At 31.5% G+C, this 15,592-nt stretch carries 20 protein-coding genes; all 20 read left to right on the plus strand.

The genetic code is table 11. The features are described 5' to 3' along the window. The first annotated feature begins 7 nt into the window (after positions 1 to 7). The gene (locus tag HYI43_06070) at positions 8 to 1,276 is read left to right on the plus strand and encodes a U32 family peptidase (GenBank protein ID UDI78123.1); all 1,269 of its coding nucleotides are present in this window, start codon (positions 8 to 10) and stop codon (positions 1,274 to 1,276) included. Then, a complete protein-coding gene (gene udk / locus HYI43_06075; GenBank protein ID UDI78124.1) occupies positions 1,276 to 1,899 on the plus strand; it encodes a uridine kinase in 624 nt (207 codons plus the stop codon). Before HYI43_06070 ends, udk begins: the two co-directional genes overlap by 1 nt. Before the next feature lie 88 nt (positions 1,900 to 1,987). Then, positions 1,988 to 2,464 carry a transcription elongation factor GreA gene (gene greA / locus HYI43_06080; protein UDI78125.1) on the plus strand — a complete coding sequence of 159 codons (477 nt, stop codon included), beginning with the start codon at positions 1,988 to 1,990 and terminating at the stop codon, positions 2,462 to 2,464. A gap of 420 nt (positions 2,465 to 2,884) precedes the next feature. Continuing rightward, the gene (pxpB, locus tag HYI43_06085; protein ID UDI78126.1) at positions 2,885 to 3,613 is read left to right on the plus strand and encodes a 5-oxoprolinase subunit PxpB; all 729 of its coding nucleotides are present in this window, start codon (positions 2,885 to 2,887) and stop codon (positions 3,611 to 3,613) included. Beyond that, on the plus strand, positions 3,603 to 4,604 hold the full coding sequence (locus tag HYI43_06090; GenBank protein ID UDI78127.1) for a biotin-dependent carboxyltransferase family protein: 1,002 nt from the start codon (positions 3,603 to 3,605) through the stop codon (positions 4,602 to 4,604). Before pxpB ends, HYI43_06090 begins: the two co-directional genes overlap by 11 nt. 3 nt (positions 4,605 to 4,607) lie before the next feature. Next, the gene (locus HYI43_06095) at positions 4,608 to 5,054 is read left to right on the plus strand and encodes an acetyl-CoA carboxylase biotin carboxyl carrier protein subunit (protein UDI78128.1); all 447 of its coding nucleotides are present in this window, start codon (positions 4,608 to 4,610) and stop codon (positions 5,052 to 5,054) included. Between the two features lie 14 nt (positions 5,055 to 5,068). Beyond that, positions 5,069 to 6,430 carry an acetyl-CoA carboxylase biotin carboxylase subunit gene (locus tag HYI43_06100; protein UDI78129.1) on the plus strand — a complete coding sequence of 454 codons (1,362 nt, stop codon included), beginning with the start codon at positions 5,069 to 5,071 and terminating at the stop codon, positions 6,428 to 6,430. Next, on the plus strand, positions 6,430 to 7,182 hold the full coding sequence (pxpA, locus tag HYI43_06105; protein ID UDI78130.1) for a 5-oxoprolinase subunit PxpA: 753 nt from the start codon (positions 6,430 to 6,432) through the stop codon (positions 7,180 to 7,182). Before HYI43_06100 ends, pxpA begins: the two co-directional genes overlap by 1 nt. Before the next feature lie 12 nt (positions 7,183 to 7,194). Next, a complete protein-coding gene (locus HYI43_06110) occupies positions 7,195 to 8,451 on the plus strand; it encodes a divalent metal cation transporter (GenBank protein UDI78131.1) in 1,257 nt (418 codons plus the stop codon). A 156-nt stretch (positions 8,452 to 8,607) separates the two neighbouring features. Beyond that, positions 8,608 to 9,294, plus strand: a complete 687-nt coding sequence (gene mtnN, locus HYI43_06115) for a 5'-methylthioadenosine/S-adenosylhomocysteine nucleosidase (GenBank protein ID UDI78132.1) — start codon at positions 8,608 to 8,610, stop codon at positions 9,292 to 9,294. Between the two features lie 23 nt (positions 9,295 to 9,317). Continuing rightward, a complete protein-coding gene (locus HYI43_06120; GenBank protein UDI78133.1) occupies positions 9,318 to 9,845 on the plus strand; it encodes a YqeG family HAD IIIA-type phosphatase in 528 nt (175 codons plus the stop codon). Beyond that, positions 9,846 to 10,946, plus strand: a complete 1,101-nt coding sequence (gene yqeH, locus HYI43_06125) for a ribosome biogenesis GTPase YqeH (protein ID UDI78134.1) — start codon at positions 9,846 to 9,848, stop codon at positions 10,944 to 10,946. It begins immediately after the preceding gene. 13 nt (positions 10,947 to 10,959) lie between these two features. Continuing rightward, positions 10,960 to 11,766: a shikimate dehydrogenase gene (gene aroE, locus HYI43_06130; protein UDI78135.1), complete on the plus strand. Its 807-nt coding sequence runs from the start codon at positions 10,960 to 10,962 to the stop codon at positions 11,764 to 11,766. Position 11,767: 1 nt separating this feature from the next. Continuing rightward, positions 11,768 to 12,058: a ribosome assembly RNA-binding protein YhbY gene (gene yhbY, locus HYI43_06135; GenBank protein UDI78136.1), complete on the plus strand. Its 291-nt coding sequence runs from the start codon at positions 11,768 to 11,770 to the stop codon at positions 12,056 to 12,058. Positions 12,059 to 12,062: 4 nt separating this feature from the next. Continuing rightward, positions 12,063 to 12,635 (plus strand): nicotinate-nucleotide adenylyltransferase, encoded by a 573-nt coding sequence (locus HYI43_06140; protein UDI78137.1) that lies wholly within the window; start codon positions 12,063 to 12,065, stop codon positions 12,633 to 12,635. Further along, entirely contained in the window at positions 12,632 to 13,216 is a 585-nt protein-coding gene (gene yqeK, locus HYI43_06145) for a bis(5'-nucleosyl)-tetraphosphatase (symmetrical) YqeK (GenBank protein ID UDI78138.1), read from the plus strand. Before HYI43_06140 ends, yqeK begins: the two co-directional genes overlap by 4 nt. Next, positions 13,217 to 13,570 carry a ribosome silencing factor gene (gene rsfS, locus HYI43_06150; GenBank protein ID UDI78139.1) on the plus strand — a complete coding sequence of 118 codons (354 nt, stop codon included), beginning with the start codon at positions 13,217 to 13,219 and terminating at the stop codon, positions 13,568 to 13,570. Continuing rightward, entirely contained in the window at positions 13,571 to 14,296 is a 726-nt protein-coding gene (locus HYI43_06155) for a class I SAM-dependent methyltransferase (GenBank protein UDI78140.1), read from the plus strand. A gap of 52 nt (positions 14,297 to 14,348) precedes the next feature. Further along, positions 14,349 to 15,056: a helix-hairpin-helix domain-containing protein gene (locus tag HYI43_06160; GenBank protein UDI78141.1), complete on the plus strand. Its 708-nt coding sequence runs from the start codon at positions 14,349 to 14,351 to the stop codon at positions 15,054 to 15,056. Positions 15,057 to 15,130: 74 nt separating this feature from the next. After that, positions 15,131 to 15,589, plus strand: coding sequence for a ComE operon protein 2 (locus tag HYI43_06165; protein UDI78142.1), 459 nt, complete (start codon positions 15,131 to 15,133; stop codon positions 15,587 to 15,589). Positions 15,590 to 15,592: the final 3 nt, after the last annotated feature.

Genomic DNA, 15,592 nt, shown 5'->3' on the forward strand with positions numbered 1-15,592 from the left:
CGCTAAAATGAAAACTCTTACTGAGATAAATTCAAAATCAAAAGTTAAAATTAAAAAACCTGAATTATTGGCGCCTGCTGGTAATTTAGAAAAATTAAAAATAGCTGTACATTATGGTGCAGATGCCGTATTTCTTGGAGGTCAAGAATATGGTTTACGTTCGAATGCAGATAACTTTACAATTGAAGAAATAAAAGAAGGCGTAGATTTTGCGAAACGTTATGATGCTAAAATCTATGTAACGACTAATATCATTGCTCATGATGAAAATATTGATGGACTAGAAAATTATTTACAGTCTTTAGAATCAACAGGTGCTGCAGGTATAATTGTAGCTGATCCACTTATTATTGAAACATGTAAACGCGTAGCTCCAAAATTAGAGATTCATTTATCAACACAGCAATCACTTTCCAATTATAAAGCAGTGGAATATTGGAAAGAAGAAGGATTAGATCGTGTCGTACTAGCACGTGAAACTGGTGCAATGGAAATGAAAGAAATGAAAGAAAATGTCGACATTGAAATAGAGGCTTTTATTCATGGTGCAATGTGTATTGCATACTCAGGACGTTGTACTTTGAGTAATCATATGACTGCACGAGATTCCAATAGAGGTGGATGTTGTCAAAGTTGTCGTTGGGACTATGATTTATTATCGGTTGATGAAGATGGGGAGCTTGATTTATTTTATCAAGATGGTGATGTTACTCCTTTTGCAATGAGTCCGAAAGATTTAAAATTAATAGAGTCTATTCCACAAATGATGGATATTGGAATTGATTCATTAAAAATTGAAGGACGTATGAAATCGATACATTACATTGCTACTGTAGTATCTGTTTATAGAAAAGTAATCGATGCATACGCAGAAGATCCAGAGCATTTTGAAATCAATCCAGAATGGCTAATTGAATTAGATAAATGTGCAAACAGAGATACTGCACCTGCTTTCTTTGAAGGTACGCCAGGATACGAAGAGCAAATGTTCGGCGTACAACAAAATAAAAAATCACCTTATGATTTTTGTGGCTTAGTTCTAGATTATGATGAAACAAGTAAAATCGCAACGGTGCAACAAAGAAACCACTTTAAACCTGGCCAAGAGATTGAATTCTTCGGGCCTGAAATTGATAGTTTCAGACAAGTCGTGGAAGCCATCTATGATGAAGAGGGAAATAGTCTAGATGCAGCTAGACATCCTCTACAAATCGTACAAATAAAAGTAGATCAACCAATTTATCCAAACAACATGTTAAGAAAGGAAATCGGATAATGGCGAATACAACAATAATCGGAATTGCCGGTGGGTCAGGCTCTGGAAAAACTACAGTGACTAATGAAATTATGAAGAATTTAGAAGGGCACAGCGTGGCATTACTTGCCCAAGATTATTATTATAAAGATCAATCTCATCTAACTTTTGAAGAAAGATTAGAAACTAACTATGACCATCCTTTTGCATTCGATAATGATTTATTAATTGAAAATTTAAAGGATTTGCGCAATGGTCAAGCTGTAGAAGTACCGACATATGATTACACAAATCATACAAGAAGTAATGAAACAATTGCATTTGAACCGAAAGATGTTATTATCGTAGAAGGTATATTTGCTTTAGAAAACAAAACTTTACGTGATATGATGGATGTTAAGATATATGTTGATACTGATGCCGACCTAAGAATTCTAAGACGTTTAGTACGTGATACTAAAGAGCGTGGACGATCAATGGAATCAGTAATCAATCAATATTTAAATGTTGTAAAACCAATGCATAATCAGTTTATTGAACCTACTAAAAAATATGCTGATATTATTATTCCTGAAGGCGGTAGTAATAAAGTAGCCATTGATATTATGACAACCAAAATCCAAACGCTTGTTAGTAAGCAATAAATAGCCTTAAAGTATCTATCTAAATAGTATTATTTTAATATTAAAAAGGCCAATTTAACTTAAATAATGTGAAAAGGAAGATGACATAATGGAAAATCAAAAACAATACCCAATGACTCAAGAAGGGTATGAACAATTAGAACAAGAATTGGAAGAATTAAAAACAGTAAAAAGACCTGAAGTAGTCGAAAAAATCAAAGTAGCACGTTCATTTGGTGACCTTTCTGAGAACTCAGAATATGACGCAGCCAAAGATGAGCAAGGCTTTATTGAACAAGATATTCAACGCATTGAACATATGCTAAGATACGCTTTAATTATTGAAGATACTGGCGATAATAATGTTGTTCAAATTGGTAAAACAGTAACATTCATTGAATTACCTGGTGATGAAGAAGAAAGTTACCAAATTGTTGGTTCTGCTGAATCTGATGCATTCAAAGGTAAAATTTCAAATGAATCTCCAATGGCTAAAGCTTTAATTGGTAAAAGTTTGAAAGATGAAGTTCGCGTTCCATTACCAAATGGTGGAGAAATCAATGTTAAAATTGTAGATATCAAATAGAATTACAATACTTCAAAAGCTAAGTAAATTCATTTAGCTTTTGAAGTTTTTTGTTTAAATTTGAATTATTAGATAAATATAGTCTATTTGTGTCATTTTTACGTATAAAATTACAAATATCCTAATAAATATCGTCAAATTTATTTAAAATTTATAACTTTTTCATGACAAAATTAGTTTTATATGCTTAAATAACATTGTGAATAAAACTGAATAAGAGTTGAAAATACAATAAAGTAAGCGATTACATTTTGTCCTTACTTTTTTATTATTCTTAATTTGAAAGTCTTATTAAACAAATATGATATCTAGATGTTATAATTTTTATAAATATTCTGATTTTCTAACAATAAGATATTATTATCTTGTTAAAATTCGATAATATTAGATATCTATAGCTTTAAAGGGGGCGGCAAAAGATTGGATATTAAAGTGATCAATGAGCAATCAATATTGCTTTATTTTAAAGAAGAAATTAGCGAAACTAATTATCAAGATGTAAATGCAACAACACAATACATACTTTCAAAAAATATCTCTGCTATAAGAGACATAATACCGTCATATAGAGCTATTATGATTAACTTTAATAATGAATTGATTGAATATGAACAGTTAATAAATCAGTTAGATTTAGATAATTTAAATGTTTCAAAATCAGAATCAAATAATCAAAAACGAGTGATACATATACCAGTTCTATACAATAATGATTTCGGCCCTGATTTAGAAGAGGTTGCTAATCATAATAATTTAGATGTTCAAACAGTTATTGATATACATTCTAACAACGAATATCTGGTTTATATGCTAGGATTTATGCCTGGATTTCCTTTCTTAGGAGGATTAGACGAGAAGTTACATACACCAAGAAGATCTGAACCTAGGGTGAAAATAGCTGCTGGATCAGTTGGAATCGCTAATAATCAAACTGGATTATACCCATCTGATTCTCCAGGTGGTTGGCAGATAATTGGAAGAACACCGTTAAAAGTATTTGATCAATTTTCAGAACCAATGACGTTATACGAAGCTGGAGATTATATAAAATTTTACCCAATTGATGAATCAACTTTTAGAGAAATCGAAACAGAAATTGCTGAAAATAGATTTGATAAAGAAAAGTGGGTGACTCGAAGTGGGAATTAAAATTATTAAACCAGGTCTTTTCACTACTGTACAAGATAAAGGACGCTTTGGTTATCAACATTTAGGTTTTTCAAGTGCTGGAGCCATGGATGTATATAGCTATGAAATCGGACAAGCACTTATTCATAATAACGGACCTTCATTGGAATACACTGTAATTGGTCCAACAATTCAATTTACAAGTAATAACACATTCGTTTTAACGGGTGGTCAATTTGGTGCGAAATTAAATAATCAAAATATTGATAACAACACAGTTATCCTAGCTAACAAAGGTGATTTATTAGAAATCGGTGCATCAATTAAAGGAGCTCGAGGCTATATATTCTTTGGAAATCCTTTAGATATTGAACAAGTTGCTGGTAGTTATTCTACTCACACCCGAAGCAAAGTGGGTGGGTATCAAGGAAGAACACTTAAAAAGAATGATATAATCAACATTAGTCAAAATGATAACTATAAATCTAATTTAGGTAAAACGATAGATTATGAGGCAGTACCAGAAGATAATATCATTCATATTATTAAAGGTCCGCAAATTGACGCGTTTTCTATTGAAAAGAAAAATAGATTGGTTGAATCTGAATATAAAATTTCTGACCAGTCAGATAGAATGGGTTACCGATTAATTGGTGAGACTGTTCCACCGGACAATGGCGCTGATATCATTTCGGAGCCAGTAGGTTTAGGAAGTATACAAGTACCTAATGATGGTAATCCAATTATTTTACTAAATGATAAACAAACGGTCGGTGGTTATACTAAAATAGCTACGGTCAGTCAATTAGATTTGAAAAAATTGGCACAATTTAAGCCAGGCAACACAATTCAATTTAAATGGATTTCTGTCAAAGAAGCATCAGAAAAATTAAATGAATTCGATGAACATTTCAACAATTTATTGAATAGCATCGAAACCCAACCAATATTTAGTATGCAATCTATACGTAATACATCACATAAAATATCTAAAATTATCGAGGAGGAATAAATAATGAATATTAAAAAGATAGAAGAAGTCATTAATTTAGTTAAATCAAATGGAGTAAAAAGATTTAAATTTAAAGATAGTAAAAATGAATTAGAGTTAGATTTTACAGAAGATAATCAAATTCAAAATACTGCTAATGCACCTTCTCAAACTATACCAAATCAAGCTGTTAATAATGAAGTATCTGAAAATGAATCCAATCAAACTGAACAATCACAAGAAATCACTTCTCCTATGGTCGGTACTTTCTTTTTACAAGATAGTAAAGAATTAACTGACCCTCAAATTAAAGTTGGCGATAAAATCAAAGCTGGCGACGTTATAGGATATGTTGAAGCAATGAAAGTAATGAATGAAGTCACTAGTGATATTGATGGTGAAGTCATAGATATTGTAGTCGACCACGGCACAAACGTTGAATATGATCAAGTGTTAGTAAAAGTTAAATAAGGGGGGACAGGTTAATGTATCGTTGTTTAATAGCAAACAGAGGAGAAATCGCGGTTCGTATTATTAGAGCTTGTCGAGAAATGGGCATTGAAACCGTGGCAATTTATGCTAAAGGTGATGAACAAAGTTTGCACGTTAGTCTTGCTGACCAAGCAGTTTGTATTGGTGAAGCTAATCCTTTAGATAGTTACTTGAATATCGAACGTATTATTGGTGCTGCTGAAATAACTGGTGCAAATGCAATTCACCCAGGTTATGGTTTTTTATCTGAAAGCACTACATTTGCTGAAAAAGTAGAAGAAAATGATATACATTTTATAGGTCCAAGTAAAAAAACTATGGAAATGATGGGAGATAAAATCACAGCGCGTCAAACAGTTGACTCAGCGGGTGTACCAGTTATTCCAGGATCTCAAGGTGCAGTTGAATCTGTAGACGAAATTAAAAGTTTAGCTGAAAAAATTGGATATCCGTTAGTGTTGAAAGCAGCTAGTGGTGGTGGCGGTAAAGGAATTAGAATCGTCAAAGAACCTGAACAACTTGAAAAAATGTTGAAAGAAGCCAAAAGTGAAGGTCAAAAATACTTTAATGATGATCGAGTATATGTAGAAGCATTCATTCCAGTAGCTAAGCATGTTGAAGTTCAAGTTATAGGTGATGGAAAAGAAAATTATGTACACTTAGGTGAACGTGATTGTTCAGTACAACGTAAAAATCAAAAGTTGATTGAAGAATCTCCTTGTGCAGCACTAACTGAAGAAAGAAGAAAACAAATTTGTGATGACGCCGTAGCAGTCGCAAAAGCTTCTAACTATCGTAGTGCAGGTACAATTGAATTTCTAGTAACAAATGATGCGCACTACTTTATCGAAATGAATGCACGTATACAAGTAGAGCACACGGTTACAGAAATGCGTGCAGACCGTGATTTACTGCAAGCACAACTATATTTAATGCAACACGATCAGTTACCATTTTCACAAGAAGATGTTGTATTTAATGGTCATGTTATTGAAGCACGTATTAACGCTGAAAATCCTGAGAAAAAGTTCCAACCAACACCTGGTAAAGTAAAAAAATTACATTTACCACAAGGATTTAATATTCGAGTGGATTCATTATTATATCCAGGTTATCAAGTATCACCATATTATGATTCACTTGTAGCTAAAGTGATTGTTAAAGATACGGATCGTAAGTCAGCAATCAAGAAACTAAAGGTAGCACTTGATGAAATGGTAATTGAAGGATTCACTACTACAGCTGATTTCTTATATGCTGTTTTAAGTTACCCATTGTATGCTGATACTGATGCAAGTGAGGTTGATATAAAATTCCTTGAAAAACATCAAATTATTAAAGGAGTTGAGCTATAATGAAAGTAGATTTAAATTGTGATTTAGGCGAAGCTTTCGGAAATTATTCATTTGGTGGAGATAAAGATATCATTCCTTTAATAACTTCAGCTAATATTGCTTGTGGATTTCATGCAGGCGATGAAAATGTTATGTATGACACTGTGAAACTAGCTAAAGACAATGGTGTAGGTATAGGTGCACACCCAGGCTTGCCAGATTTAAAGGGTTTTGGTCGACGTAACATGGATATTTCACCAAATGAAATTTATAATTTAGTTGTTTATCAATTAGGTGCATTAGATGCTTTTTGTAAAGTTCATGATACACGTATAAACCATGTTAAGCCTCATGGTGCGCTTTATAACATGGGTGCTAAAGATAAAGCTATCGCACATGCTATTGCTCAAGCAGTTTACTATTTTGATTCATCGCTTGTTTTAGTCGGACTTTCAAATACTTTATTAATATCAGAAGCTGAAACTTTAGGATTAAAAACTGCATCAGAGGTTTTTGCAGATAGACGTTATGAAGATAATGGTCAATTAGTAAGTCGTAAAGAACCAGATGCAGTAATCACTAACACTGATGAAGCGCTTGAGCAAGTTTTGAAAATGGTAATGAACAACAAAGTTACAAGTAAAAATGGTAAAGAAATTGACTTGAAAGCAGATACAATTTGTGTGCACGGCGATGGCGCTCATGCATTAGAATTTGTACAACAAATTAGAGAAAAATTAACGAAAGAAGGCATTGATATTCAGTCCTTATAAGGGGGTCCATTCATGGGAGAAAATTTAAAACAAAATTCAAATCAAGAAGTAAAATCAAATGAGAAAGAATTTAAATTTACTAAGAGTCATAGACGATTATTATATGGTTCTGTATTTTTAATGGCAACATCTGCAATTGGTCCAGCTTTCCTTACTCAGACAGCTGTATTTACCGCAGAATTTTATGCCAGTTTTGCATTTGCAATTTTAATTTCGATTATCATTGACATTGGGGCACAAATTAATATTTGGCGTGTTTTAGTTGTGACTGGCTTACGTGGTCAAGAGGTATCTAATAAAGTAATGCCTGGATTAGGTACATTAATTTCTATATTAATTGCATTTGGGGGTCTTGCATTTAATATTGGTAATATTGCTGGTGCAGGTTTAGGACTAAATGCTATGTTTGGTCTAGACATCAAATGGGGTGCAGCAATTACCGCGGTATTTTCAATTTTAATTTTTGTTAGTAAAAGTGGTCAAAAAATAATGGATGTTGTATCGATGATTCTAGGTGTTGTAATGATCTTAGTAGTCGCATATGTAATGGTTGTGTCTAACCCGCCATATGGTGATGCATTAGTTCACACATTTGCACCAGAACATCCAATCAAATTAATTTTACCAATTATCACTTTAGTTGGCGGAACCGTTGGTGGTTATATCACATTTGCTGGCGCGCATAGACTACTTGATTCTGGAATGAAAGGCCAACAGTTCTTACCGTTTGTAAATCGTTCTGCAATTGCTGGTATTTTAACTACTGGAATTATGAGAACATTATTATTCCTAGCAGTATTAGGTGTAGTAGTAACAGGTGTTACACTAAGTGCTGATAATCCACCTGCATCTGTGTTTGAACACGCAATTGGACCAATTGGTAAAAACATATTTGGAATTGTAATCTTTGCTGCTGCGATGTCATCAGTTATTGGATCTGCTTATACTAGTGCTACATTCTTAAAAACTTTACATAAATCATTATTTAATAAAAATAACTTGATAGTAATTGTATTTATTGTAGTATCTACGTTAATATTCTTATTTATTGGTAAACCAATTAGTTTACTTATTATTGCTGGTGCAATTAATGGTTGGATTTTACCTATAACATTAGGTGCAATTCTTATAGCAAGTCGAAAGAAATCTGTTGTTGGTGATTATAAACACCCAACATGGATGCTAGTATTTGGTATAGTTGCTGTCATCGTTACGATAATCACAGGTATATTCTCACTACAAGATTTAGCAACATTGTGGAAAGGTTAAAACCACGAACTCTACATTCAAATGAATGTAGAGTTTTTTATTTATAATTGATATAAAAGGCATTCATATAATATGAGATTCTAAATAATCATTGTCGTGATGATTAAAAATATATGATAAAATAGCAAGTGCTAAGAAAATGATTGAGGTGTAAATATGATTGGAATAATAGGAGCTATGGAAGAAGAAATAGCTATATTAAAAGATAAATTAACAAATATGAGTGAAATTTCTATTGCTCACGTAAAATTTTACCGAGGACAATTAAATAATAAAGATGTCGTGCTAACTCAAAGTGGAATTGGTAAAGTCAATGCTGCCATTTCGACGACGTTATTGATTGAAAAATTTAATCCTAAGTTAATTATCAATACAGGTTCTGCCGGAGCATTGGATGAAAGCTTAGCTGTTGGGGACATGTTAATTAGTGATGATGTTATTTATCATGATGCAGATGCTACCGCATTTGGGTATGAGTATGGACAAATACCTCAAATGCCTGCTAAATTTGAAGCTAATAAAGAGTTATTAAAGATTACCGAAAAAGTGATTATTGATAATCATTATAACGCGAAAATTGGACCTATTGTTAGTGGTGACAGCTTTATAGGTAGTGTTGATCAACGTCTGCACATTAAGCGTCAATTTCCTAAAGCAATGGCCGTTGAAATGGAAGCTACCGCTATAGCACAAACATGTTATCAATTCAAAGTGCCATTTATTGTAACGCGTGCGGTTTCTGATTTAGCAAATGGTGAAGCTGACGTTTCATTTGATGAATTTTTAGGACAAGCGGCTCAATCATCAAGTATCATTGTAGCGCAGCTTGTTGAAACACTATAAATTAAATAAAAGGTGAAATTTAAATGGGATTAATAAAAAAATATTTTATGCCTAATGACTATGTAAAATCTGTTTTTCAAATCGATATTGAAAAATTGGCAAAAGCGGGTTTCAAAGGCATTATCACAGATTTAGATAACACATTAGTTGGTTGGGATGTCGAGTCACCAACTATTGAAATACAAGAGTGGTTTAAAAGAGCCAATGAATTAGGCATTACAATCACAATTGTATCAAATAATAATGAAAATCGCGTATCCAGCTTTTCTAAAGATTTAAATGTAGATTTTATTTTCAAAGCTAGAAAACCTATGGGTAAATCATTTAAGAGAGCGATTAAACACATGAATATTAAGCCAGAAGAAACGATAGTAATTGGCGATCAAATGTTAACGGATGTTTTTGGCGGTAATCGTAACGGTTTATATACTATTATGGTTGTACCAGTTAAACGAACAGATGGATTTATTACAAAGTTCAATCGTATTATTGAACGTCGTCTATTAAATTATTTTAAAAATAAAGGCTATATTACATGGGAGGAAAATTGATTGAACGAAACACTTAAATGTATTGGTTGTGGTGCACCGCTACAATCTGAAGATAAAAATGCACCAGGTTATGTACCTGAACACAATCTTTTTCGCGAAGATGTTATATGTCAACGTTGCTTCAGATTAAAAAATTACAACGAAATTCAAGATGTTGGTATGGATAGTGATGATTTTTTAAATCTCTTAAATAGCCTAGCAGATCGTAAAGGCATCATAGTTAATGTAGTTGATGTATTTGATTTTGAAGGATCATTTATTAATGCTTTAAAACGTATTGTTGGTAATAAAAAAGTGATTTTAGCTGCGAATAAATTAGATCTTTTGCCTAAACAAATTAACAAACGACGTGTAAAAGAATGGTTGAAAAGGGCAGCTAGAAAATATGGACTTGAAGCCGATGAAGTAGTCTTAATTTCTGCACAAAAAGGTTGGGCGATTGAAGACTTGTTATCAGCCATTAACAAACATAGAGATAATAGTGATGTGTATATTGTCGGTACAACTAATGTAGGTAAATCAACTTTAATAAATAAATTAATTGAGCAAAGTGTTGGAGAAAAAGATGTTGTTACAACATCAAGATTTCCTGGAACAACACTAGATATGATTGATATACCTTTAGATGAGAAAACATTTATGTATGATACTCCGGGCATTATTCAAGCGCATCAAATGACACATTATGTTACTGAAAAAGAATTAAAAACTATCGTACCCAAAAATGAAATTAAACAACGTGTTTTCCAATTAAATGAAGGTCAAACGTTATTCTTTGGTGGATTAGCTCGAATAGACTATGTTTCAGGAGGTAAGCGACCTCTTGTATGTTACTTTTCAAATGATTTAAATATTCATCGTACAAAAACTGAAAAGGCAAATGATTTATGGCGTACTCAAATAGGTAATGTTTTAACGCCTCCCAATAATCCTGAACATTTTGACATGGCAGAAACTAAAGCAGTTAGACTTGAAACAGGTAAAGATAAAAGAGATGTTATGATTTCAGGTCTAGGATTTATTACTATAGAAGCTGGTGCAAAAATGATTGTTCGTGTACCTAAAAATGTGGATGTTATTTTACGTAATTCAATAATGTAGGGTGGTTATTATTATGAAGTATGCAGTAATAGGTGACCCAATAGACCATTCATTATCACCAATAATGCATAAAGCAAATTTTACATCTTTAAATATGGATGACTCATATGAAGCTTTACACATTCCAAGCAAAGATATACATCAAATACGTGAAATTATAGAGGAAAATAGTATCGATGGTTTCAATATCACAATTCCTCATAAAGAAAATATCATTCCATATTTAGATGACATTGATGAACAAGCTAAAACTGTAGGTGCAGTTAATACTGTTAAAATCATTGATAATAAATGGATAGGTTATAACACTGATGGAATTGGATATGTAACTGGGTTAAAACAAGTGTATCCTGACTTATCTAATGCATATATTTTAATTCTCGGTGCTGGTGGTGCTAGTAAAGGGATAGCAAATGAATTAAGCCGTTACGTACATCCTAAGCTAACCGTAGCTAATAGAACAATGTCCCGCTTTGATTCATGGGATATTGATATTAATGCAATTTCATTAAACCAAGCTGAATGTCATTTAGATGAATTCGACATCATTATTAATACAACACCAGCTGGTATGGCTAATAATAATGATATGATAATTAGCTTAAAAAATTTAGCACCTGATTCTTTAGTAAGTGACATTGTATACGTTCCTTATAAAACTCCATTTTTAAAACAAGCAGAGCTTCGGGGAAATCAAATTCACAATGGACTTGATATGTTTATATATCAAGGTGCCGAAAGTTTTAAAATTTGGACAGGTAAACAACCGAATATAGAAGAAATGATATATGCAGTATTAAAAAAATTAAAAGGAGAATAATATGTTAACTGGTAAACAAAAAAGATATTTAAGAAGTTTAGCCCACAATATTGATCCGATTTTTCAAATAGGCAAAGCTGGAATTAATGAGAATATGGTTTCTCAAATTAAAGATACTTTAGAAAATCGTGAATTAATTAAAATTCATGTATTACAAAATAATTTTGATGATAAAAATGATTTAGCAAATACTCTTAGTAAAGCGACTAGTAGTGAAGTGGTACAAGTTATCGGCTCTATGATTGTTATATATAAAGAATCTCAAGAAAATAAACAGATAACTTTACCATAACAATATGAAAACTAAAAAAATTGTTCTATATGGTGGACAATTCAACCCGATTCATACTGCTCATTTATTAGTTGCTAATGAAGTTTATCACGCAATCAAACCTGATAAATTTTATTTTTTACCAAGTTATATGGCACCATTGAAAAAACATGATGATTATTTAGATGCTGAGTATAGAATTGAAATGATTAGTATGGCAATTAAAGAATTAAATTTTGGAGAAATATGTGATGCTGAACTTATTAGAAAAGGTCAAAGCTACACTTATGAAACCATTAAAGAATTAGTTAACCAAGAACCAGATGCTAAGTTTTATTTTGTAATAGGAACAGATCAATATAATCAACTCGACAAATGGTACGAAATCAAAAAGGTGAAACAATTAATCACTTTTGTGATAGTTAATAGAGATGTTGATATGCAAGAAGTTGAAGACAACATGATTTCAATTACTATACCTCGTATGGACATAAGTTCATCAATGATTAGACAAAGAATTAAAAATAATGAATCAATCAATATTTTAGTCCCTCGTAGTATTTCAAACTATATTAGAGAGGAAGGATTCTATTTATGAAGATTAAAAAAGCTGTCGAACTCATTAAAGAAAAATTGCCAGAAAAACGTTATAAGCATTCTTTAAGAGTTGCAGAAACTGCCGTAAAACTTGCTGAGATATATGATGGAGATAAAAATAAAGCAGAGTTAGCTGGAATATTACATGATTATTGCAAATATGATGATTTAAGTACTATGTATCAAATTGTCAGACAGCATGATTTAGATAGTGAGCTATTAAGCTATGGTTCTGAAATTTTACATGGACCTGTTTGTGCTGCAATTATGGAATCTGAGTTCAATGTGAAAGATGAAGAAGTGCTTTTAGCCATTAAAAACCATACAACTGGCAGAAAAGAAATGACTAAAACAGAGAAACTTGTTTTCATAGCCGATTATATTGAACCTGGTAGAAAAACCCCAGGAGTTGAAGAAATTAGGGATATGGCATACAATCAAGGTAGCTTAGATAAAACAATTTATGAAATATCTAAGCGTACAGTTCTTTTCCTAATTAGTAAAGATATTACAGTTTACGGTGCTACGATTTCATGTCTAAACTATTATAATTATAGTGATCAAAGAATAAAGGATGATTAAATGAATTCAGAAGAATTATTAAATATTGCTGTCAGTGCGACAGAAAATAAAAAAGCAGAAGATATTGTTTCTCTAAATATGCAAGGTATTAGTGATATGACTGATTACTTTGTAGTGTGTCATGGTAATAATGAACGTCAAGTTCAATCAATTGCTAGAGCAGTTAAAGAAGCAGCTCATGAGCAAAATATTGATGTTAAACGTATGGAAGGTTATCAAAGTGCTAGATGGGTTTTAATTGATTTAGCCGATGTAGTTGTACATATTTTCCATAAAGATGAACGAAATTATTACAATATTGAGAAGCTATATCAAGATGCTCCAATAGAATCATATGGTCAGGCTGTTTATTAAATGACACAATACGCAGAAATGAGTTCAGTTTATGACCAGTTAACACAGGATCAACCTTATGATAAATGGTTTGATATAGTGAGTAGTTTAACACAATCATTTAATTCTAAGCCTAATATCTTAGATATAGGTTGTGGTACTGGTAGTTTAACTACTCGACTTACTTCTATTGGTTCGGTTACAGGAATGGATTTAAGCACTGATATGCTGGCCATTGCTGCGAATAAATCTAATCATGTTAATTGGTTAGAAGGTGATATGACCGATTTTTCATTAAATACTAAATTTGATGTTATAACAATATTTTGTGATTCCCTGAATTATTTACCAGATATTGAGGAAGTAGTTATGACATTTAATAATGTTATAACTCATTTAAATGAATCTGGTATTTTTATATTTGATGTTCACACTATTACAAAAATGAATACACTATTTAACAATCAATGTTATATTGATGAAAATGAATCAACATTTTTAGCCTGGGAAGCTATATCTGGCGAAGAACCTAATAGTGTATATCATGATATGAGTTTTTTTATTAAAAATGAAGAAGGTTACTACATTCGATTTGATGAATCTCACTATCAAAGAACCTTCGAAAAGAATACGTATCTTAAATTATTACAACAAATAGGTTTTACTAAAATAAAAACATTTGTAGATTTTGACTTTAATAATCATGATGAAAAGGGCGATCGCTTATTTTTTATCGCATATAAATAAATGAAGTAAACTCATTTCCTTAAACGTTTATACATATAAGGAGATGAGTTTTTTGTTTGAAAATAAAACTGAACTATTGAATTTTATATTAAAATGGAAATTTCAAATTATATTAATTACAATTATCCTAGTCGCTCTTTCATTTTTTTATTTTTACTCACAAAAGAATGACGAATCGATAATGAATTCACAATCAACAGTTAACAAATCGTTTGATAATAGTACTAAAAATGGGAATTTGCAAAAATCAAGTAACCACAGTCATGATACAAATAATTCGATAAATCAAGAAGATAATAAAGTCATATATGTAGATATAAAAGGTGCAGTTGAACATCCTAAGGTCTATAAAATGCAAAGTGATGATAGAGTTAAAGATGTATTAGAAAAAGCAAAGCTTTTAAAAGAAGCCGATGTATCTACAATAAATTTATCTGAAAAATTAACAGACCAAAAAATGATATTTATTCCTAATATAAATGATAAAAATGATCTAAATATAGTTGCTTCAAATCATGGCCAACAAGATAATACATCTACTAACAAAAAGATATTAACTAATAATAGCGATAAGGTAAATCTTAATACTGCTAGTGAAAATGATTTACTTAAAGTCCCAGGTGTGGGTCCAACTAAAGTTAAAGAAATAATAAACTTTAGACAAACTAATGGTCATTTTCAGAGCGTAGAAGATTTAAAAAATATTAAGGGGATAGGGAATAAAACTTTTGATAAAATAAAAGATTATTTTATAGTCTAAATAAAATATGATTGGCTATGAAATTATCTTAATTTATAATACATATAGTTAATACGAAACAGGAGTTGAATTACATGGAAAGACTTAAATGGGATGAGTATTTTATGGCACAAAGTCATTTATTAGCTTTACGTTCTACGTGCCAAAGACTTTCAGTCGGTGCTACGATTGTCAAAGATAATAGAATCATAGCAGGTGGTTATAATGGCTCTGTAGCTGGAGAGGTACATTGTATTGATGAAGGGTGTTTAATGGAAGATGGGCATTGTATAAGAACAATTCATGCGGAAATGAATGCGTTATTACAGTGTGCTAAACAGGGTGTATCTACCGAGGGTGCAACAATATATGTGACACATTTCCCTTGTCTCAATTGTACTAAATCTATTATTCAAGCTGGTATTAAACAGATATATTATGCTCAAGACTATCATAACCATAAATACGCTATTAAACTTTTAACTCAAGCTGGTATTGATTATCAAAAAATATCATTCTCTGCAGAAAAAGTTGCTCAGTATTTGAGAAATTAAATT

The organism is Staphylococcus taiwanensis (assembly GCA_020544305.1).
In the GTDB taxonomy this organism is placed as follows: Bacteria; Bacillota; Bacilli; order Staphylococcales; family Staphylococcaceae; genus Staphylococcus; species Staphylococcus taiwanensis.

Excerpts from the sequence above, each read along its gene's own strand:
- HYI43_06070 (UDI78123.1), top strand. The coding sequence starts at position 8 with ATGAAAACTCTTACTGAGATAAATTCAAAATCAAAAGTTAAAATTAAA.
- HYI43_06165 (UDI78142.1), top strand. The coding sequence starts at position 15,131 with ATGGAAAGACTTAAATGGGATGAGTATTTTATGGCACAAAGTCATTTA.
- udk (UDI78124.1), top strand. The coding sequence starts at position 1,276 with ATGGCGAATACAACAATAATCGGAATTGCCGGTGGGTCAGGCTCTGGA.
- mtnN (UDI78132.1), top strand. The coding sequence starts at position 8,608 with ATGATTGGAATAATAGGAGCTATGGAAGAAGAAATAGCTATATTAAAA.
- HYI43_06100 (UDI78129.1), top strand. The coding sequence starts at position 5,069 with ATGTATCGTTGTTTAATAGCAAACAGAGGAGAAATCGCGGTTCGTATT.
- aroE (UDI78135.1), top strand. The coding sequence starts at position 10,960 with ATGAAGTATGCAGTAATAGGTGACCCAATAGACCATTCATTATCACCA.
- rsfS (UDI78139.1), top strand. The coding sequence starts at position 13,217 with ATGAATTCAGAAGAATTATTAAATATTGCTGTCAGTGCGACAGAAAAT.
- yqeK (UDI78138.1), top strand. The coding sequence starts at position 12,632 with ATGAAGATTAAAAAAGCTGTCGAACTCATTAAAGAAAAATTGCCAGAA.
- HYI43_06120 (UDI78133.1), top strand. The coding sequence starts at position 9,318 with ATGGGATTAATAAAAAAATATTTTATGCCTAATGACTATGTAAAATCT.
- HYI43_06110 (UDI78131.1), top strand. The coding sequence starts at position 7,195 with ATGGGAGAAAATTTAAAACAAAATTCAAATCAAGAAGTAAAATCAAAT.
- HYI43_06095 (UDI78128.1), top strand. The coding sequence starts at position 4,608 with ATGAATATTAAAAAGATAGAAGAAGTCATTAATTTAGTTAAATCAAAT.
- greA (UDI78125.1), top strand. The coding sequence starts at position 1,988 with ATGGAAAATCAAAAACAATACCCAATGACTCAAGAAGGGTATGAACAA.
- pxpA (UDI78130.1), top strand. The coding sequence starts at position 6,430 with ATGAAAGTAGATTTAAATTGTGATTTAGGCGAAGCTTTCGGAAATTAT.
- yhbY (UDI78136.1), top strand. The coding sequence starts at position 11,768 with ATGTTAACTGGTAAACAAAAAAGATATTTAAGAAGTTTAGCCCACAAT.
- HYI43_06140 (UDI78137.1), top strand. The coding sequence starts at position 12,063 with ATGAAAACTAAAAAAATTGTTCTATATGGTGGACAATTCAACCCGATT.
- HYI43_06155 (UDI78140.1), top strand. The coding sequence starts at position 13,571 with ATGACACAATACGCAGAAATGAGTTCAGTTTATGACCAGTTAACACAG.